Source organism: Rossellomorea sp. NPDC077527, assembly GCF_044542955.1.
Taxonomy (GTDB): Bacteria; Bacillota; Bacilli; order Bacillales; family Bacillaceae_B; genus Rossellomorea; species Rossellomorea aquimaris_E.
On sequence record NZ_JBITVL010000004.1, the window covers coordinates 100,688 to 119,849 of the forward strand.

A 19,162-nucleotide genomic window follows, 5' to 3' on the forward strand; every position below is an offset into this window, starting at 1 on the left:
CATTTGTACAACGAGCTTTCATTTGACATAATTTGTTTAAGATCAGAAAAACTGGAGGGGAAAATATGTGGTATCAAAACGCTGTTACGGAAAGTTTAAGCATAAAATATCCCATCATCCAAGCTGGAATGGCAGGTGGGATTACAACTCCTCAACTGGTTGCTTCAGTTTCTAACTCAAGTGGTCTGGGAACGCTAGGAGCGGGATACATGTCGGTTGATGAACTTCAAGAAACCATCAAACAGGTAAAAAAACAAACAGACCATCCATTTGGAGTGAATCTTTTCATTCCCGAGATACCCGGATATACAAATGAACAAGTGGACCGGATGCAAAAGGTGCTAGAACCTTTCAAACAAGAGATGGATCTAGTGACTGAAGGTAAATACTTACAAAAACAAAGAGATTTTGAAAAACAAATAGAATCTGTCATTGAGGAGAGCGTGCCAGTCTGCAGTTTTACATTCGGTGCTCCATCCAAAGAAATAATGAAAGAGTTCAAAAAAGAAGGGATCAAAGTAATCGGAACTGCGACGACAGTGGAAGAAGCATTACTCAACCAAGAATGTGGCGTGGATTTGATCGTCGCACAGGGAAGTGAAGCAGGTGGCCATCGAGGTTCATTTGTCGGTGCTTACGAAGAATCAATGATCGGAACTTTCTCACTAATTCCACAAGTGGTGGATGCTGTAGAACTCCCGGTGATTGCAGCAGGAGGGATTATGGATGGAAGGGGAATGATTGCCGCTCTTGCCCTTGGTGCAAAAGGGGTCCAAATGGGCACTGCGTTTCTTACCGTAAAAGAAAGCGGGGCAAAAAACATACACAAAAATGCCATTTTTCATGCAGATGAGACAAGCACAACCATCACTTCCGCTTTCAGCGGAAAACCTGCACGGGGCATTTCCAACAATTTCACAAGGGCGATGAAAGAATATGAGAATCAATTATTGCCGTATCCTATTCAAAACGATTTGACAAAAGAAATCAGAAAGGAAGCCGCTAATCGGAATAATAAAGAGCTAATGTCTTTATGGTCAGGTCAAACTCCACGGCTCAGTAAAGATGTTCACGTAAATGAACTGATTGATTCCATAATGAAAGAAGTGGATGAAGGAATACAAAAGCTGACCAGATAAAAGAATTTACCAGCAAAATTTATCACTAGTCTCACTCACAAAATTCTTGTTTTCCAATTATTATACCTTGTAATACTTTCTATCAGAGGTATAATTTTGATATGAAGAAAGCGCTTTTAGAGCGAATTTTCGAAATAATAAAAATACTTTTGTCCAAGTGCATTTTTAGGAGGTTCACATGAGAGAAATTTTACCGGGATCCGTATTGTCGCATATACAGTACGGATATCAAAAAGTTCCTAAGAAAGTGAAGAGTCAATGTCCCACCTGCTCTAAGAACAGTGAATTTGTGTTGAAAGCCAATTTTTATCAAGTGAATAAGACAGGATTGTTCGCAGAAGCCAACTGCTCGGAGTGTAAAAAACCGGCTGTTTTCGTCATTATGCTGAATGACGATTCGATTCATCCCAGAGAGGAAGCAGCTCTTTATATTTACGACCCATTAGCTACAAATGGGCCACTGGATCAGATTCATGGGAATAAACGAATCCCACAGGATCTGGTCCGGTCATTCCGTTCTGCATTGAATGTAAGCCAGTCTAAGGATAACTCTGCGACGGCCGTGATGTCGAAACGTGTATTAGAGAGTGTCCTGAAAAATTTCAACGGGGATAAATCGGCCGGCCAAACTTTGTCCGAGCAGTTCGATCAGCTTCCTAAGAATGTAGACCTGTCGAAACCTATCCAGGCACTCAGCCATCTGGTTCATCCCAACTCCGCATTTTATGAAATGCTCGAACTAGAACGGGAGATAGACGATGAAACTGCCGGTCTGCTCATAGAATTATTGGAAGGCCTGATTGAATACCTTTATGTACTTCCGGAAAAAATTGAAACCTTACAAGAGAAAATCGAAAAGAAATATTAGTGGAAGTAGAGTGCCGTTTCTAGCACTCTACTTTTTTATAATGGTTTTAATTTAAGAGAATATAGTGCTTGATTCACATCATCGATATCATAGATTTTCTTCTCTAAACAAAACTGAATCGCGAGGTCGAATCGGTCACTGTCTGAAAGGGAGAAGCCGGCGGCATGCAACATATCCCCTGTTTCTTCTTCAGACAGCTCAAGAGAAAGACACAGGGCAACGACCGTCCGTTTACTAGGCTTGTAATCAGGAATACTTCGAATTTTGGAAAAGTGTTTTCGGTCGACTCGTGCTTTTTTGTAGATGGTAGCATCTGTCTGACCCTTGCCATCGATAAGCTGGAATAACCGCTCTGAAAAAGACGTTGATTGGTGCATCTCAATAAATTCTTCCAGCTCACTGGAATAGAGAGCATCACTTATAAACGATTCTTCTTTAGATGCTTCATCGATCAGAATATCTCTATTTGTCTCTACATAATCATAAAGTTCTTGTAAAATATGTTCATTAAGCATCCGTTCACCCCAAAAATGTCGCTTGCAAAGCGACCCATTTCTTCCTATACATGGTTATGATTATATCAGAAACCATAAAGAGAGGATGAAGAAAATTGAATACAACATTAACTGAAATCATTTTCTTATTAGACAGAAGCGGATCAATGGGGGGACTTGAGCATGAAACGATTGGAGGTTATAACTCTTTTATTGAAAAGCAGAACTTACTAACTGGTCAAACCCTCATTACTACCGTGCTTTTTGATGACAAAGTTGAACAGTTGTGGACTGGAATGGAGGCTGAAAAGATAAGGCTTACACAAGAGGAGTATTTTGTAAGGGGGAGCACTGCTCTAATGGATGCTGTTGGAAAGACCATTCTTGCAGTAGGACAACGATTATCAAATATGGTGGAAGCGGAACGGCCAGGTAAAGTCATCTTCGTTATCACAACCGATGGTATGGATAATTCGAGCGTAGAGTTCTCGGCTAACAAGGTGAAGGACCTTATCCAACAACAGCAGGAACGATACAATTGGGAATTCATTTTTCTGGGAGCAAATATCAATGCTGTCGGAGAAGCAATGAATATCGGAATAGACAGCGGGAATGCGTATCAATATGAAGCCTCTCCTAAAGGGGTTGATGAGATGTTCGACGTGATGAGTGAAGCTGTGTTTGATATGAGAAATAAATAGTAATATTGAATTTGGGATCTCATCTATTAGATGGGATTTTTTTTATGATGGATATGTGTTTTTGTAAATTTGCCGATGAAAATCTGATATCGCCGTTAAATCAGTGATATCGCCGTTATATTTAGAAATTCGCCGTTAAACAGTAATATCGCCGTTATATTTAGAGATTCGCCGTTAAATCAGTAATATCGCCGTTATATTTAGAATTTCGCCGTTAAATCAGTGATATCGCCGTTATATTTAGAATTTCGCCGTTAAATCAGTGATATCGCCGTTACATCAGACAAATGGAATCAACACATCCCAAATCCCCACCTAATCCGAGTACACACAAATTTGCTTAGCAATAAAATCAAGATCTTTCATGATTCTGAATAGAATTTATTTAAATTTTGCCAAAACTAGTTTATCATAATGAGGTAGATTCAATTATCGTCAATGTCAATGGAACTAAAGGAAGGTACTTATGACAACAGAAAATGAAAAGAATATTACGAGATTACATATGGATGGGAAGGAATTTATCCTGATTGGAACGGCTCATGTGTCACGCCAAAGTGCTGAGCAGGTAAAAGAAGTGATAGAAGCTGAACGACCGGACACGGTTTGTGTAGAGCTCGACGAACCAAGGTATCAATCGATTGTCGAAGGAGATAAATGGAGAGAGACCGACATTTTTCAAGTAATTAAAGACAAGAAAGCAACATTATTGCTTATGAATTTAGCCATAGGCTCGTTCCAACGCCGGATGGCTAAGCAATTCGGCATCAAACCGGGACAAGAAATGATACAGGGGATCGAATCTGCAAAAGAAATAAATGCGGAACTCGTCCTTGCTGACCGTAACATCCAGGTCACCTTTTCCCGTATATGGAGCAGTGTCGGTTTCAGTGGGAAGGCTAAGCTCCTTACCCAAATCGTATACAGTATCTTCAGTAATGATACGATTACAGAGGAAGAACTTGAAAAAATCAAATCGCAGGATATGCTAGATTCCATGCTGAATGAATTCACCCAAGTGTTTCCAAAACTGAAGACACCACTCATCGATGAACGGGATCAATACTTGGCTCAAAAAATCAAAGATGCACCTGGTAAGAAGATTGTGGCAGTACTTGGTGCTGCACATGTTCCTGGTATTACGAAAGAAATCCACAACGAACATAATTTAAACAAGCTCAATGAACGGCCGGCTAAATCGAATTGGCCAAAAATCATCGGTTGGGCCATTCCAATCATGATCCTGGCAGTCATTGCCTATACGTTCATTTCGAACCCGGATGCAGGTATACAGCAGGGGATCAGCTGGATTTTGTGGAACGGCGGGTTCTCGGCCCTTGGTGTAGCCATTGGGCTGGGGCATCCATTAGCCATTTTAACAGCATTCGTAGCAGCACCTATCACTTCATTGAATCCCTTGCTTGCAGCTGGTTGGTTTGCAGGTTTCGTTCAAGCCTATTTCCGTAGACCTAATGTAGGCGATTTTGATTCTCTTCCAGAAGATGTTTTAAGCGTTAAAGGATTCTGGAGAAATAAAGTTACACGCATCCTCCTCATTGTTGTACTGGCCAATTTAGGGAGTACATTGGGTACGGTCATTGGCGGAGCAGACGTTGTAAGGCTATTTCTAGAAAATTTATAGAAACGGAATAAGCTATCCAATTGAGGATAGCTTTTTTTGATGACGATTTGGAATATTATGTTAAAATGAATATAATAAGACGTATTGGAGGGGATCATAATCGCGGATTTCATCAAAAGATATGCCCATTGGCTACTTCTTCTTTTAGTAGGAGTGAGTACCATGACGGGCTTCAGAGTTTTGTCTTCTTCTGCGCAGGGAATTATCGCAGGCGTTTTTGGAATAATGGGCTTTTTGGGTGTCTTGTATCTAGTCATCCACGTAGAGATTCAGAAGAGAAAGAACAGAAATAAGGTTAAGTAATTCGATATCATGTTTTTAGTCTGACCATAGTAGGAGTTTTCAACTCTTTGTGTACATTAGCAAGCTAACTTAATATTAAATATTCGCAAACCATCATGCTATGACCAAATAGAAAATTCTTTTAACGAAAGGAATAGATATATGCTCTATGTCATTCGACACGTCCAAACGGATATAAATAAGCAGGGAAGACTGCAGGGCAGGAGAGGACTTCCGCTGAATGAGGCAGGAATGAAACAGGCTGAAGATTTAAAGCAACAACTGTCCCACATTACTTTCGATTACGTATTCTCTTCCCCTCAGGAAAGAGCGATCCAAACGGCTGAAATTGCAACTGGCATGTCGTGCTTGATTGATTCTAGATTGGACGTTTATGACTTAGGAGAGGCGGATGGATTATTAAAAGGTGAGGTAAAAATGGCTGGACCACTGCCTGATTCTTCTTATTATAATGATGTGGAGGATCCTGAACAGTATATGCAAAGGATTCTACACTTCATGAGAGAGCTTCAATCGCATCACGGAGGAGAAAATAAACAGATTCTAATATCTGGACACAGATGTACAACAGGTGCAATCGGGGCATTTTTTAAAGGCATTCCACAAGACAAGAATATTTTGAAGCACTCATCTAATAATGGCGAATTTAAATTATACGATTTCACGAAAATTAATAGGAGGACAAAGGAAAAACTTTAAATTGTGACTTTCCAGACACGTTTTCAAAAAGGAGCTTTGGGTAAATAGTAATTAACCTTTACCCGCGACCTTGTGAGGAGAGAATAATAGGAGCTGTGAGAATCGTTGCTCAATATACATGACAGATACTCCATTGTTTTGTATCAAACCTATATGGCAAGAAACCAGGCTTCCCGTCATTCCAGTAAGATTACGATTCAAATGCTTTCTCAGTATACGGGATTTTCTGAGGAAATCATTCTTGAAGCACTCGAATTCGGAAAGTTATCACCTGATTTATCATTTAAATAATCACATACGTGTAAAGGTCTAAGAAAATTATTTTCTCCTCCAAGGTTGACCTATTTAAATGCGTAATCGGATTGATTTATTTTTGTTACATAATTAATTTTTGAAGAATATATTGAAAAAACAAGCCTATATTTATTATAATAACAGAAAGGATTTATAGAGGAGGATCTAATGGACACCCACAGGAGTAAAAGAATCTCAAAGTTATACAGAAAGTTGATTACTTCTGATGCAACACAAGCTTTCCTTATTTATAAAGGCCTAGATGAGACAACGAAAGCAGAATTGCTTGATTTAGTGGCAGAGATGGGCTCTCAGCACTCTGAAAAACTGATGAATAAAATAAGCTAACATACATTGACCGATAAAAAGACCTGAAGGGACGATCCCTCCAGGTCTTTTTCGTTTATCTTGTGAGTTTGGTGATATGAAATGAGTGTAAATATGTGTTATCAGCGAAACTGTAAATAACAATTTGCTAAAAATAATCCCATCTAAACAACAACTAAGCCCATTGGAATAAATCGTCCCAAAATCGATAAGTCATTTGTCCTCCATCCAATACTCTAATTCAAAACAATGCTATGTGCACAAACAAAAAAATGCGGTGTGATTTCGATTATGAAATCCACCGCATTTTTCATTTTGATCAATATGGGTATTCCAAATGAACCATTAAAAATTCAAAAACAATGAAATAGCCTCTTAGATGAATTTGAATATAGTTCTTTTTCCTTATTTTATGTAAATAGGAATATATTCCTTTTTATTCAAAAAAATGTTGTAAAGTGCCGAATTAATAATTATAATATTAAGAAAATTTAATAAATATTACCTAAGAAAGGAGGGTACGATAGATGAACGTATATTTGTCCGTAGATATGGAAGGTATCACAGGTCTTGTAGATCATACACATGTGTCATCAAACAAGCATAATTATGAACGCGGAAGAATCATTATGACAGATGAAGCGAATGCTGTTGTGACTTCAGCCTTTGACTTGGGATGTAAAGAAGTGGTAGTGAATGATAGTCATTCACAAATGAATAATCTGTTAATTGAGAAGCTGCACCCTGAAACGAAGCTCATATCTGGTGGGGTAAAACCATATTCCATGGTTCAGGGACTGGATGAGACGTTTAATGGGGCTTTTTTTGTGGGCTATCATGCCAGGGCTTCCATGAAGGGGGTGATGTCCCATTCCATGATCTTCGGGGTTCGAAACATGTATATCAATGATGTAGCGGTGGGTGAACTGGGATTTAATGCTTATGTTGCAGGCCATTATGGTGTTCCCGTGTTATTGGTTGCCGGGGATGACCAGGCTGCGCTGGAGGCAGAAGCATTGATACCCAATGTAACGACAGCTGTCGTGAAGGAAACTATTTCCCGTTCTGTTGCGAAGAGCCTTACACCAGAAAGGTCAGCTCTGTTATTAAAACAGAAAACAGAAGAAGCCATACATAATATGCAAAACGTAGAGCCTCTCATACCTCCTGAACACCCACTGCTCTGCATTGAGTTCGCAAATTACGGACAGGCGGAGTGGGCAAGTCTCATGCCGGGGACGATTCATGAAGAAGGGACAACGAAAGTGAAATTTAAAGCAAAGGATATCCTTGAAGCCTATAGGGCCATGCTTGTCATGACTGAATTGGCGATGAGAACAACATTCTGTTAGGAAGTGTGAGATCAATGAGTACATATTTATTAAAACGACTGTTGGCCATGGTCATAACTCTTTGGCTAATTGTTACGTTAACGTTTTTTCTTATGCATGCAATACCGGGATCACCTTTCAATGAAGAACGCAATACGAGTGAAATAGTTCAACAAAATTTAGAAGCTCATTATCATCTAAATGAGCCGTTGATGGTTCAATATTTTCTGTATTTAAAATCATTAATATCGTTGGATTTTGGTCCATCTATCACCCAGCCGTCCCAAACAGTGAATGACTTACTCGGGAGAGGATTTCCGATTTCATTTGAGCTGGGGATGACAACCCTCGTAATTGCTGTTCTTTCAGGGATTATCCTGGGGGTATTGGCAGCACTTAAACATAACGGAATCATCGATTATATGGCGATGACATTTGCCGTGCTGGGAATTTCAATACCAAATTTCGTGATGGCGACATTATTGATTCAACAAGTAGCGGTAACTTGGGGAATCCTCCCGGTTGCTACATGGACAAGCTGGCGTCATATGATACTTCCTACACTGGCCTTAGCCACCGGTCCGATGGCGATCATTGCCCGTCTTACACGATCAAGCATGTTGGAAGTGTTGACGCAGGATTACATTCGAACGGCACGTGCGAAAGGACTGTCCCCCTTTAAGATCGTGTTGAAACATGCTTTGAGAAATGCCTTATTGCCGGTTGTCACAGTCCTTGGAACACTTGCTGCAGGGATTTTGACAGGAACCTTCGTCATTGAACAGATCTTTGCCATTCCTGGAATGGGAAAGTATTTCGTTGAAAGCATCAATCAGCGCGATTATCCAGTCATCATGGGCACGACGGTATTTTATAGCGCATTTCTTATTATCATGTTGTTTTTAGTCGACCTGGCATACGGGTTCCTTGACCCGCGGATTAAATTACATAAAAAGGAGGCGAAATAATGGGTGTTCCAAAACAACAAGAGCCAGTCGTGACTCCAGACGTCCTGGATGAATGGTTCACACCCAAGAAGAGGAATAAAGATGATGCTGAAGCGGTGGTAAGACCGAGTCTATCCTATTGGCAGGATGCCTGGAAGCGTCTACTGAAAAATAAACTGGCCATGCTTGGGTTGGTATTTTTAATCGGATTGGTTGTGATGGCTGTTTTCGGCCCGATCATTTCTCCCCACGACGTAACGAAGCAAACACTATCTAACCAGAACCTGTCTCCTTCTGGTGAACACTGGTTTGGTACAGATGATTTGGGGAGAGATGTATTTACCCGTACGTGGTACGGCGCACGGATATCCCTGTTTGTCGGTTTCATGGCAGCACTGATCGATTTTGTCATAGGGATTGTGTATGGTGGCGTTGCCGGTTATAAGGGTGGAAAAACGGATAATGTCATGATGCGCATTGTGGAAATCTTATATGGTTTACCTTATCTGCTTGTTGTCATTCTATTAATGGTTGTGATGGGTCCGGGGCTGCTTACGATCATCGTTGCCTTAACGGTGACCGGATGGATCGGGATGGCTAGAATTGTGCGGGGACAGGTGCTACAGATTAAAAACTATGAATTTATATTAGCTTCCAAAACGTTTGGAACGAAGACGGCACGGATCATTCGAAAGAATCTACTTCCCAATACAATGGGCCCGATTATCGTACAGATGACATTGACTGTCCCAAGTGCCATTTTCGCCGAAGCTTTCTTAAGTTTCCTAGGTCTCGGGATTCAGGCCCCTTATGCAAGCTGGGGTGTGATGGCAAATGACGGTTTATCTACGATTCTATCGGGTTACTGGTGGCGTTTATTCTTCCCTGCACTATTCATTTCATTGACGATGTTTTCATTCAATGTATTGGGTGACGGATTGCAGGATGCACTTGATCCGAAACTAAGGAGGTAATCATCATGAGCGAAGTATTATCTGTACAAGATCTCCATGTCTCATTTAAAACATATGGTGGAGAAGTCAAGGCTGTGAGGGGAGTAAGCTTTGATTTACATAAAGGGGAGACCCTGGCGATTGTTGGAGAGTCCGGCTGCGGGAAGAGTGTAACATCCCAGAGTATCATGAGACTGATACCTGATCCACCCGGAAAAATAACAGGTGGGAGAATCTTGTTTAAGGGAAGAGATCTATTAAAGGTCTCAGAGCCTCAAATGAGAAAAGTGCGCGGAGCCGATATTTCCATGATCTTTCAAGATCCTATGACGGCACTCAATCCCACACTGACCATTGGTGAACAGATCATGGAGGGGATTCTGCAGCATAACGATGTTTCAAAAAAACAGGCAAGACAAAAAGCGATGGACATGCTGAATCTTGTCAGCATTCCAAATCCCGAAGAAAGATTAAAGCAGTATCCTCATCAATTCAGCGGGGGGATGCGGCAGCGGATTGTGATTGCCATGTCACTCGTATGCGAACCGGAGGTCTTAATTGCCGATGAGCCTACCACAGCACTTGATGTTACCATACAGGCCCAAATACTGGAATTATTCAAAGAGATCCAGAGAAAGACGGGCGTCTCCATCATATTAATCACACATGACCTGGGCGTCGTCGCTCAAGTTGCTGATCGAATTGCGGTCATGTATGCCGGGAAAATTGTCGAGGAAGGAAACAGAAGAGAGATCTTCTATCAGTCACAGCACCCCTATACTCAAGGGTTACTAAGATCGGTTCCAAGACTGGATCTTGAAGGGGAAGAACTGATTCCGATTCCCGGTTCACCACCAGACCTTTTTGCACCGCCTGTGGGATGCCCTTTTGTCCCTCGCTGTGAAAAAGCAATGGAAGTATGTGACCGTGTGTATCCAGGGAAGACAACATTATCAAAAGAACATCATGTCGACTGTTGGCTTCAGGATAAACGAGCCCAATCCATGCTTTCAACGATCAGCTTAACCATTCGCTGATCGTTTGATAGATAAATAAAATAATAGGGGGAAAATCATGAAAAAGGTATTATCAGTCTTTCTAGTGGGAATGCTCATGTTCATGCTGGCAGCTTGTACAGCTACAAAGGATGCAGGCAGTGAATCTAGCAGCGGGGACAGCAAGAAAGAAAATGCAGGTAAGGTCCTTCATCTCAATAATGGGGCAGAACCAACATCCTTTGATCCACCAATCGGATTTGATTCCTACTCATGGACGGCACTAAACAACTTAATGGAAGGAATGACACGTTTAAATGCCAATCATGAACCGGAAGCGGCCATGGCTGCAAAGTGGGATGTCTCGGAAGATGGCAAAGTATATACGTTCCATATTAGGGAAAATGCCAAGTGGTCAAATGGTGATGATGTCACAGCGGGAGATTTCGTATTCGCATGGAAACGCCTTTTAAATCCCGACACAGGCTCTCCGGCTGCGTTCCTGGGATACTTCATTGAAGGTGGAGAGGCATACAATACAGGAAAAGGTTCCGCTGACGATGTGAAAGTAATGGCGAAGGATGAGAAAACATTCGAAGTCACTCTAACAAGTCCACAAGCGTATTTCTTGAGCGTCATTGCCAATCCAGCCTTCTTCCCGATCAATGAAAAGGTTGCCACTGAAAATCCAGAATGGTTTGCAGAAGCAGATACCTTCGTTGCGAATGGTCCATTCAAGCTGACGGAATGGGAACATGACAGTCATTTCGTTATGGAGAAGAATGATCAATATTGGGATAAAGATTCCGTAAAGTTAGATAAAGTTCACTGGGCGATGGTTAACGATTCAAATACGGATTATCAATTATACAAGACGGGTGAACTGGATACGGCGGATGTACCTGCTGATCTAAGTAAACAATTGTTCGATGAAGGAAAAGTCAATGTAGAAGATCAAGCCGGAACGTACTTCTACCGTTTTAACTTAGAAAAAGAGCCTTTCCAAAATCAAAACATCAGGAAAGCATTCGCTATGGCTGTTGATCAACAGCAAATGGTCGATTTTGTAACAAAGAATAAAGAAAAAGCAGCATATGGATTTGTTTCAAAAGGATTTAAAGATCCATCGGGCAAGGATTTCCGTGAAGCAAATGGAGACTTGGTAAAAACAGACGTGGAAGAAGCGAAAGCCCTCTTGAAAAAAGGAATGGAAGAAGAAGGGTACGATAAACTTCCGGAAGTCACGTTAACATACAGTACAAGTGACACTCATCAAAAAATTGCAGAAGCCCTTCAACAAATGTTCAAGGAAAATCTAGGTGTGGACGTCTCGCTAGCCAATATGGAATGGAACGTATTCCAAGATGAACAAAAAGCCTTGAAATTCCAATTGTCCCGCAGTTCATTCTTAGCGGACTACGCTGATCCGATCAATTTCCTGGAGAACTTCCAAACAGGGCACTCCATGAATCGAACAGGCTGGAGTAATGAGAAATATGACAACCTGATTCAAGAAGCGAAGAATGAAGCGGATGAAGAGAAGCGGTTTGACATGATGTATGAAGCGGAGAAAATCCTGATGGATGAAATGCCGATCATCCCGATTCACTTTTACAATCATGTGTATCTACAAAATGAGGATGTGACAGGCATCGTCCGTCACCCCGTCGGATACATGGAATTAAAATGGGCAGATAAAAAATAGAGATTTAAAAAGAGGATGAGTGGAGGGACGCGGAGGCGCACTTTTTGGCCATGCGTTCACTCCCTCTTTTTCTACGAAAGGGGTCTGAGAAATGTGATGAAACCTTCTAAACTAAAAAAAGGGGATATGGTAGGAGTTATAGCTCCGGCAAGCCCACCCAAAATGGAACCTTTACAAAAAGCGATACGATTTCTTGAAGAATTAGGATTACAGGTGAGGCTTGGGAAATCGGTCCATGAAAAATATGGATACTTAGCAGGCGAAGACCAAGTTCGACTAGAAGATATCCATGAAATGTTTGAAGATCGGGAAGTGAAAGCTATATTTTGTGCGTGTGGAGGATTTGGAACCGGCCGAATAGCATCACGATTGGATTATGAACTGATTCGCCGAAATCCGAAAATCTTCTGGGGTTATAGTGATATTACTTTTTTACATACATCAATTCATCAACAAACAGGTCTCGTCACCTTCCATGGACCGATGTTAAGTTCGGATATCGGTCTTGATGATGTGCATGAAGCATCAAAGGAATCGTTCCAACAACTTTTTCAAGCAGGACCTGTTGACTATTCGTACGACAAAACAAAACTTGAGACAGTTGTGGAAGGAAAGGCGAGTGGTTCGGTTATTGGTGGGAATCTCACCTTGTTGGTCAGCACATTGGGGACACCCTTTGAAGTAGATACCAAAGGGAAAATCCTTTTTATTGAAGATATAGATGAAGAACCCTACAAAGTGGACCGGATGGTGAATCAACTGAAAATGGCTGATAAATTCAAAGATGCTGCTGGCATCATTATTGGTGACTTTAAAAACTGTATACCTAAGAAACGGGAAAGTTCTTTGACTCTCGATGAGGTGCTGACAGAACATGTTTCCAGTGCAGGAAAGCCTGTAATGAAAGGATTTAATATCGGGCATTCTTCCCCGAATATTGCAATACCCATTGGCAGCGTTGGAACCATGAATACATTTGATCATACATTAAAAATCGAATCCGGTATAAGAGAGGATGAAGCTGAATGAAGATTCTTCAACTTGAAACGTTCAGGACAGCCGTTCCTTTACATACCCCATTCAAAACAGCCTTACGTACCGTAAAGGTCGCGGAAGCCATCGTCGTCAAAATGACGTGCGAAAACGGGATTGTCGGTTGGGGGGAAGCACCCCCGACCGTGGTGATTACGGGAGAGAGTTTATCCAGCATCGAGTGGTCGATCCAGCAGGTAATTAAACCTGCGATCGTAGGTGAAGATCTCTTGAACTTTGAATATCTATTTCAACAATTACATACTTTACTCGTCAGAAATTCAAGCGCGAAGGCAGCGGTGGACATGGCGATTTACGATTGCTTAGCTCAACAATGTGACTTGCCACTCTATCAGTTTCTTGGAGGATACCGCAAGGAGCTTGAAACGGATTACACAGTGAGTGTAAACAGCGCGTTAGAGATGGCTGAAGATGCAGCAGCTTATGTGAAAAAAGGCTTCGATGTGCTGAAAGTGAAAGTAGGAAAAGACGATATCGAAACCGATATAAAAAGAATTCAAGAAATTCGTAAACGAATCGGTTATGAGATCAACATCCGTTTGGACGCCAATCAGGGGTGGGAATCCAAAGCTGCTATTAAAGCGATAGGCAAAATGGAAGACCTCGGACTAAATATTGAATTAGTTGAACAGCCAGTACCTGCACATGACATAGAAGGGTTGAAAAGAGTAACAGATGGTGTCGATACTTTGATAATGGCTGACGAATGTGTTTTCACTCCACATCAGGCACTAGAAGTGTTAAAAACACGTAGCGCAGATTTGATCAACATAAAACTCATGAAAGCGGGCGGAATATACCAGGCTCAGAAAATTAATGATTTTGCAGAGGTGTGCGGGGTCGAATGCATGGTCGGCAGTATGATTGAAACCAGACTTGGGATTACGGCTGCGGCCCACTTTGCTGCAAGCAGGAAAAACATCACCCGATTTGATTTTGATGCTCCTCTTATGCTGGCTGAAGACATTGTTGTGGGAGGAATAACGTATAAAGGTAGGAAGATAACCTTTCCAGCCAAACCGGGTCTTGGAATCGATAAAGTAAAAGTTTGAATATAGGAGGATATCAAATGACGATAAAAGCGCAAATAGCTGTACCTGTAGCCACTTTATGGACAAATCCGGATTCAGCACGTGAATTGGATGAACCAGCCTTGACTAATCCCGTTCATATCACAAGCTGGCTGGATTCATTAACGTTTGAAACTCGTTTAGCTCTTTGTGATGAGAATCGCATACAATCTCAAGCTTTATTCGGACAGGAAGTGTTCGTGATGGAAGAAAGGAACGGGTGGTCCCACGTCATTATTCCCGAGCAGCCATCTTCTAAAGACGCTAGAGGGTACCCTGGTTGGATTCCGAGTTGTCAACTTATTCAAGGGGAGCAACCCGACTCTGAAACGTATGCCATTGTGATAAGCAAATCTACGGGCTTAATGACAAAAGAGGATGTGCCAGAATTAGAACTCAGTTTCCAGACCATTTTACCCGTTGTAAAAGAACATGTTGATTTAATTGAAGTGTCTACTCCCTTAGGGAAACGAATGCTGCAAAGATCAGATATCATGATTTCAAAATCAAAAATAAATGATCAAAAGGGAAGCGGAGCAGCCATCGTGACTAGTGGAGAAACCTATCTTGATCTTCCTTATTTATGGGGAGGGATGTCAAGCTACGGATTTGATTGTTCTGGTTTCAGCTATACGATGTGTAAAGCACAGGGTTACATCATTCCACGTGATGCAAATGACCAGGCGAAAGCAGGGAATGATGTCCCATTAGACCAATTGTTGCCTGGAGACCTGTTGTTTTTCGCCTATGAAGAAGGAAAAGGCAGCATACACCACGTTGCCATCTATCATGGCGATGGTAAGATCATTCATTCTCCGAATACGGGAAAAACAATTGAAATCCTGCCTTTGAAAGGTACCTATTACGAAAAAGAGCTATGTGTCGCCAGACGTTATTGGGAAGAAACGGGGGAAACACCATGATCGATCAGAAATTACTTGAAGTAAAAGAATTGACAAAGCATTTTCATCTTGAAAAAGGAAAAACATTGAAAGCCGTGGATGGGATATCCTTCGATATTTTCAAGGGGGAAACATTTGGATTAGTAGGGGAATCAGGGTGCGGCAAATCCACGACCGGTCGCACCATAATCAGGTTATACGACCGGACAGCAGGGGAGGTTCTTTATGACGGTAAAAACGTCCATACCCTGTCAGAAAAGGAAAAGCAGTCCTTTCACAGGAATATGCAGATGATATTTCAAGACCCGTATGCCTCCCTTAATCCACGTTCGACGGTTAGGGAAATCATAGCTGAACCGATGGAAGCACACCGTTTGTTTAAGGATAAAAAAGAGCAGATGGAGCGTATATATCAGCTTTTAGAAGATGTCGGTCTGAATCGAGATCACGCAAATCGGTATCCTCACGAATTCAGTGGCGGACAACGTCAGCGTATCGGGATTGCGCGGGCACTTGCACTTAACCCTGATTTTATCATTGCTGACGAACCAATTTCTGCTCTTGATGTATCTGTTCAGGCCCAAATCGTAAACTTATTAAGGAAACTTCAAAAAGAAAAGGGATTGACCTTTTTATTCATTGCCCATGATCTTTCCATGGTGAAGCATATCAGTAACCGCATTGGAGTGATGTATTTAGGTCATATAGTCGAATTGACAGAAAGTAAAGAGTTGTATCAAAAACCACTTCACCCATACACGCAAGCTTTGCTTTCAGCCATTCCAATCCCCGATCCCGATGTGGAGGATGCACGTGAACGAATGATCATTCAAGGCGAAATTCCAAGTCCAATCAATCCACCGACCGGTTGTGTATTCAGGACAAGATGTCCAGCAGCCATGGAAGCATGTGCCACTCATAAACCTAAATGGCAGGAAGTAGAGGCAAAACACTTTGTGGCTTGTCACCTTTATGACAAGGAAATCACAAGAGACCTTGATGAAGTAGCAGTCACAAAGTAAAGGGATGATGGAACATAATAATGACAGATTTGGAACAGAAAATACGTGATGTTGTGAGACTTAGCGATGGAAGGGTCAGTATTGCCATTGAACTTCCATCACATTGTATACAAATAGGGGGCGATCGACCTTATTCAGCCGCCAGCTTAATCAAGATTCCGATCTTACTCGAGGGCTTTCGCCAATCAGAGGAAGGGAAGATTTCCCTAAATGAGCAGATTACGATCCCTAAAGAAAGCAGAGTAGGAGGGGCGGGAGTTCTTGCCGCACTTTCAGAGGAAGTTTCTCTGACAATGGAGGATCTTTTCACCCTTATGATCATCGTTTCGGATAACACGGCTACTAACGTTCTCGTTGACCGCCTTACTCCTGAAGCAATTCAATCATTTTGCCATTCATTGAATCTGAAGCAGACTAAACTACTAAGGAAGATGTTGGATTTTGATGCAATAAAGCAAGGATTCAACAACCATACTTCGGCACTCGATATTCTGTCTTGCTTAAAGCTGATGGACAGAAGTCCGATATACAGTCAAAACAGCCGCGAAAAAATGCTCAGGATATTACATCATCAGCAATTTACTAACAAACTGCCTGCAAAGATGGACCGGGAATCGGTGTTTGTGGCAAACAAGACAGGTGAGCTTCCCGGGGTCGAGCATGACTGCGCGATTATGAAGATTGGAAACAAAACTGCTTATATTGCCGTTTTAATCGATGGCCTTGGAAAGAATTCATCTGGGAAAGACACCATTGCACATATCGGAAAATTGATATTCGATTTTATTATAAGTGAGTGAAAAAAAAAGCAGATGGGCCACCATTTTGAGAGGTGGTCCATCTGCTTTTGGATGCTGTTTAAGGGGATTATTCTACTCTAAATAAGTTCTACTTAAAAAGCTTATTCCGATCTTCCATCGCCGGTGGTTGTTCCAACCACCCATTTTTCGCCATTATTTTTCCACCATCATGTCCATAAGCTAATATCTCTTTAGCTGTTGCAGCAAGCTTGACCGGCAGATCGCTTCGTAAGCTGAAAGCCGTACCTAGTGCATTGCTGCCTAACCCGAAATTTGTGAAAAGTGAGGTGCAATACATCATAAGCTTATCCGAAAATGGAGATATGGTTGAATCGGTTGCCTTCGCTCCAGACGTGGACGGTGCATGGATATCACTTTGCATTAAAACATGGGAGTAGTCGCTGACAATTTTCTTTGATAATTCCTTTCCTCTAATGAAATATTTCTTCACTTCCGGCTCGGTTGCTGCCTGAGCGAATCCCGTCATCATCTGCATACCCAGCGTATTCGATTCTATTCCAAAATAAAGGTATGCGACTTCCACAGTATTTAACGTTCTTTTATCCGAGAAGATATGAAATCCAGCCATGTAATTCGGACTTTGGGCAAACTCTATCGTTTTTGGAAGTGTCACAGCAGGAGAACCTGGCAAAACGTCCTTTTCCCTTAAGTAGTCCATGCATTTCTCATATACGTTTTGAGTGAATTCTGTTAGCTCTTTAAATAACGAAATAAGGTCATGTCGATAGGACATATTGACGTGTAATGTATGTAAACCCATACTAATGGCTTTAAGTTGTCTTAGGAACATGATGTCGAATTTGTGGTCAAACAAGTTCGGAACTCCTGTATTAACATCTTCTTCAGTAAAACCTGCCGGCACGACACATCCCTCATCCTCAAATAAAGAGGTGATTCTTTCCACATATTCTTTCACGCTCGTATGAGTATAAAGAAGAATTCGTTTTGATTCTTCATTCTCCGCCTTTTCAATGAAATATTCCAGTATACGCTGAAGCATCGTTTTTTGTTGATAGGTCATCCATAATGTAGCAACTTCACTTGAACTTAAGGCTCTCTTATCAGTCATACATTCCATCCCTTTGTATCATTTTTATTCCCCGAAGTTGAGACGCATCATTGGTGTCCGAGAAATTCTATCTATATTTTTTCAAATTGATTTAGGATTTATTCTATTAAAACGTGATTGATGAGCTTAAAAATATTAGCTATATGTCGAAATCACTGAAATAAAGTGCCTAGATGATTTTAAGCTCCTGTAAATAAATCAGGGCTGTATAAAAACTCTCAAAAGTTGAAATATGGTTGATGACAATACCGATTTTTACCATTGCGATACCCAAATAAGATATACTTGGATTTTCAATACAACTAACCATATTCAGGAAAAACATATTAAAAAAAGGTATTGGAGTAAACAAGATGTAAATCAAATGATCGGTAAGAAGAGATGACAGGAATATCAGATCAATAAAAAGAAACATCAAAAGAGATCAAAGGGTCGATGTCCTCCGATCTCTTTTTTTTATCGATCTGTTTCCCTAAACCTAATATTAATCAGCTTTTCACTATCTGTTTCAAATTCGATATCAACAAAAACCCCAAATTCTTTTCCATTTCGCTTTAACCAAAGCTTGAATTTTTCAGTTGAAACCTTTGTCCCGTTCTCTTTTCCAATATGAAGGTAATCGACAATATCAGCATCAGGATATCTTTCTTTTGTCTTTCTCACAGCAAGACTGCCCCATTTAGCATAAGAAGGAGTAACCTGTTGAGCATGTATTTCCATGGCTCCATCGATTACCGTGCTCACACCGAAAATCAAACAAAGTATTACTGAAATAAGTGTTATTCTCTTCAATTCCATTACCCTCTTTTTACTTTGTAGGGTGGACT

General features: G+C 41.2%; 20 protein-coding genes. 17 read left to right on the forward strand and 3 right to left on the reverse strand.

Annotated elements, in window-relative coordinates:
• Positions 1-65: 65 nt before the first annotated feature.
• Positions 66-1,139, forward strand: a complete 1,074-nt coding sequence (locus tag ACIGG7_RS14860) for an NAD(P)H-dependent flavin oxidoreductase (RefSeq protein WP_397550138.1) — start codon at positions 66-68, stop codon at positions 1,137-1,139.
• Positions 1,140-1,317: 178 nt separating this feature from the next.
• Complete coding sequence (locus ACIGG7_RS14865; protein WP_224940831.1) at positions 1,318-2,007, forward strand: hypothetical protein; 690 nt, start codon at positions 1,318-1,320, stop codon at positions 2,005-2,007.
• 35 nt (positions 2,008-2,042) lie between these two features.
• Here ACIGG7_RS14865 and ACIGG7_RS14870 read toward each other — a convergent pair whose 3' ends face one another.
• Positions 2,043-2,522: a hypothetical protein gene (locus ACIGG7_RS14870; RefSeq protein WP_224940830.1), complete on the reverse strand. Its 480-nt coding sequence runs from the start codon at positions 2,520-2,522 to the stop codon at positions 2,043-2,045.
• Between the two features lie 95 nt (positions 2,523-2,617).
• Between ACIGG7_RS14870 and ACIGG7_RS14875 the strand changes: the two genes are divergently transcribed.
• The 15 genes from ACIGG7_RS14875 to ACIGG7_RS14945 all read left to right on the forward strand — a co-directional run bounded on the left by ACIGG7_RS14875 (position 2,618) and on the right by ACIGG7_RS14945 (position 17,245).
• A complete protein-coding gene (locus ACIGG7_RS14875) occupies positions 2,618-3,202 on the forward strand; it encodes a vWA domain-containing protein (RefSeq protein ID WP_397550139.1) in 585 nt (194 codons plus the stop codon).
• Between the two features lie 466 nt (positions 3,203-3,668).
• A complete protein-coding gene (locus ACIGG7_RS14880) occupies positions 3,669-4,844 on the forward strand; it encodes a TraB/GumN family protein (protein ID WP_397550140.1) in 1,176 nt (391 codons plus the stop codon).
• 444 nt (positions 4,845-5,288) lie between these two features.
• Positions 5,289-5,846, forward strand: coding sequence for a histidine phosphatase family protein (locus tag ACIGG7_RS14885; protein WP_397550141.1), 558 nt, complete (start codon positions 5,289-5,291; stop codon positions 5,844-5,846).
• A 105-nt stretch (positions 5,847-5,951) separates the two neighbouring features.
• The gene (locus tag ACIGG7_RS14890) at positions 5,952-6,137 is read left to right on the forward strand and encodes a hypothetical protein (protein ID WP_224940826.1); all 186 of its coding nucleotides are present in this window, start codon (positions 5,952-5,954) and stop codon (positions 6,135-6,137) included.
• A gap of 171 nt (positions 6,138-6,308) precedes the next feature.
• Positions 6,309-6,488: a hypothetical protein gene (locus ACIGG7_RS14895; RefSeq protein ID WP_034759492.1), complete on the forward strand. Its 180-nt coding sequence runs from the start codon at positions 6,309-6,311 to the stop codon at positions 6,486-6,488.
• Positions 6,489-6,994: 506 nt separating this feature from the next.
• Entirely contained in the window at positions 6,995-7,819 is an 825-nt protein-coding gene (locus ACIGG7_RS14900; RefSeq protein WP_397550142.1) for a M55 family metallopeptidase, read from the forward strand.
• A gap of 14 nt (positions 7,820-7,833) precedes the next feature.
• Entirely contained in the window at positions 7,834-8,766 is a 933-nt protein-coding gene (locus ACIGG7_RS14905) for an ABC transporter permease (RefSeq protein ID WP_397550143.1), read from the forward strand.
• Positions 8,766-9,719, forward strand: a complete 954-nt coding sequence (locus ACIGG7_RS14910) for an ABC transporter permease (protein ID WP_397550144.1) — start codon at positions 8,766-8,768, stop codon at positions 9,717-9,719. The genes ACIGG7_RS14905 and ACIGG7_RS14910 overlap by 1 nt, the downstream gene beginning before the upstream one ends.
• A gap of 5 nt (positions 9,720-9,724) precedes the next feature.
• Complete coding sequence (locus ACIGG7_RS14915; protein WP_397550145.1) at positions 9,725-10,735, forward strand: ABC transporter ATP-binding protein; 1,011 nt, start codon at positions 9,725-9,727, stop codon at positions 10,733-10,735.
• Positions 10,736-10,772: 37 nt separating this feature from the next.
• The gene (locus ACIGG7_RS14920) at positions 10,773-12,398 is read left to right on the forward strand and encodes a peptide ABC transporter substrate-binding protein (protein WP_397550146.1); all 1,626 of its coding nucleotides are present in this window, start codon (positions 10,773-10,775) and stop codon (positions 12,396-12,398) included.
• A gap of 96 nt (positions 12,399-12,494) precedes the next feature.
• Positions 12,495-13,427 carry a S66 peptidase family protein gene (locus ACIGG7_RS14925; RefSeq protein ID WP_224941338.1) on the forward strand — a complete coding sequence of 311 codons (933 nt, stop codon included), beginning with the start codon at positions 12,495-12,497 and terminating at the stop codon, positions 13,425-13,427.
• Complete coding sequence (locus ACIGG7_RS14930; RefSeq protein ID WP_397550147.1) at positions 13,424-14,503, forward strand: mandelate racemase/muconate lactonizing enzyme family protein; 1,080 nt, start codon at positions 13,424-13,426, stop codon at positions 14,501-14,503. The genes ACIGG7_RS14925 and ACIGG7_RS14930 overlap by 4 nt, the downstream gene beginning before the upstream one ends.
• 17 nt (positions 14,504-14,520) lie before the next feature.
• A complete protein-coding gene (locus ACIGG7_RS14935; RefSeq protein ID WP_397550148.1) occupies positions 14,521-15,444 on the forward strand; it encodes a C40 family peptidase in 924 nt (307 codons plus the stop codon).
• Positions 15,441-16,445: an ABC transporter ATP-binding protein gene (locus ACIGG7_RS14940; protein ID WP_397550149.1), complete on the forward strand. Its 1,005-nt coding sequence runs from the start codon at positions 15,441-15,443 to the stop codon at positions 16,443-16,445. Before ACIGG7_RS14935 ends, ACIGG7_RS14940 begins: the two co-directional genes overlap by 4 nt.
• A 20-nt stretch (positions 16,446-16,465) precedes the next feature.
• Entirely contained in the window at positions 16,466-17,245 is a 780-nt protein-coding gene (locus ACIGG7_RS14945) for a serine hydrolase (RefSeq protein WP_397550150.1), read from the forward strand.
• An 88-nt stretch (positions 17,246-17,333) separates the two neighbouring features.
• Here ACIGG7_RS14945 and ACIGG7_RS14950 read toward each other — a convergent pair whose 3' ends face one another.
• Positions 17,334-18,335 carry a DUF3231 family protein gene (locus tag ACIGG7_RS14950; protein ID WP_224940816.1) on the reverse strand — a complete coding sequence of 334 codons (1,002 nt, stop codon included), beginning with the start codon at positions 18,333-18,335 and terminating at the stop codon, positions 17,334-17,336.
• 456 nt (positions 18,336-18,791) lie between these two features.
• On the reverse strand, positions 18,792-19,133 hold the full coding sequence (locus ACIGG7_RS14955) for a DUF3889 domain-containing protein (RefSeq protein ID WP_224940815.1): 342 nt from the start codon (positions 19,131-19,133) through the stop codon (positions 18,792-18,794).
• Positions 19,134-19,162 lie beyond the last annotated feature (29 nt).

Excerpts from the sequence above, each read along its gene's own strand:
- ACIGG7_RS14940 (WP_397550149.1), top strand. The coding sequence starts at position 15,441 with ATGATCGATCAGAAATTACTTGAAGTAAAAGAATTGACAAAGCATTTT.
- ACIGG7_RS14910 (WP_397550144.1), top strand. The coding sequence starts at position 8,766 with ATGGGTGTTCCAAAACAACAAGAGCCAGTCGTGACTCCAGACGTCCTG.
- ACIGG7_RS14955 (WP_224940815.1), bottom strand. The coding sequence starts at position 19,133 with ATGGAATTGAAGAGAATAACACTTATTTCAGTAATACTTTGTTTGATT.
- ACIGG7_RS14885 (WP_397550141.1), top strand. The coding sequence starts at position 5,289 with ATGCTCTATGTCATTCGACACGTCCAAACGGATATAAATAAGCAGGGA.
- ACIGG7_RS14925 (WP_224941338.1), top strand. The coding sequence starts at position 12,495 with ATGAAACCTTCTAAACTAAAAAAAGGGGATATGGTAGGAGTTATAGCT.
- ACIGG7_RS14880 (WP_397550140.1), top strand. The coding sequence starts at position 3,669 with ATGACAACAGAAAATGAAAAGAATATTACGAGATTACATATGGATGGG.
- ACIGG7_RS14905 (WP_397550143.1), top strand. The coding sequence starts at position 7,834 with ATGAGTACATATTTATTAAAACGACTGTTGGCCATGGTCATAACTCTT.
- ACIGG7_RS14920 (WP_397550146.1), top strand. The coding sequence starts at position 10,773 with ATGAAAAAGGTATTATCAGTCTTTCTAGTGGGAATGCTCATGTTCATG.
- ACIGG7_RS14935 (WP_397550148.1), top strand. The coding sequence starts at position 14,521 with ATGACGATAAAAGCGCAAATAGCTGTACCTGTAGCCACTTTATGGACA.
- ACIGG7_RS14900 (WP_397550142.1), top strand. The coding sequence starts at position 6,995 with ATGAACGTATATTTGTCCGTAGATATGGAAGGTATCACAGGTCTTGTA.
- ACIGG7_RS14895 (WP_034759492.1), top strand. The coding sequence starts at position 6,309 with ATGGACACCCACAGGAGTAAAAGAATCTCAAAGTTATACAGAAAGTTG.
- ACIGG7_RS14870 (WP_224940830.1), bottom strand. The coding sequence starts at position 2,522 with ATGCTTAATGAACATATTTTACAAGAACTTTATGATTATGTAGAGACA.
- ACIGG7_RS14945 (WP_397550150.1), top strand. The coding sequence starts at position 16,466 with ATGACAGATTTGGAACAGAAAATACGTGATGTTGTGAGACTTAGCGAT.
- ACIGG7_RS14915 (WP_397550145.1), top strand. The coding sequence starts at position 9,725 with ATGAGCGAAGTATTATCTGTACAAGATCTCCATGTCTCATTTAAAACA.
- ACIGG7_RS14860 (WP_397550138.1), top strand. The coding sequence starts at position 66 with ATGTGGTATCAAAACGCTGTTACGGAAAGTTTAAGCATAAAATATCCC.
- ACIGG7_RS14950 (WP_224940816.1), bottom strand. The coding sequence starts at position 18,335 with ATGACTGATAAGAGAGCCTTAAGTTCAAGTGAAGTTGCTACATTATGG.
- ACIGG7_RS14930 (WP_397550147.1), top strand. The coding sequence starts at position 13,424 with ATGAAGATTCTTCAACTTGAAACGTTCAGGACAGCCGTTCCTTTACAT.
- ACIGG7_RS14865 (WP_224940831.1), top strand. The coding sequence starts at position 1,318 with ATGAGAGAAATTTTACCGGGATCCGTATTGTCGCATATACAGTACGGA.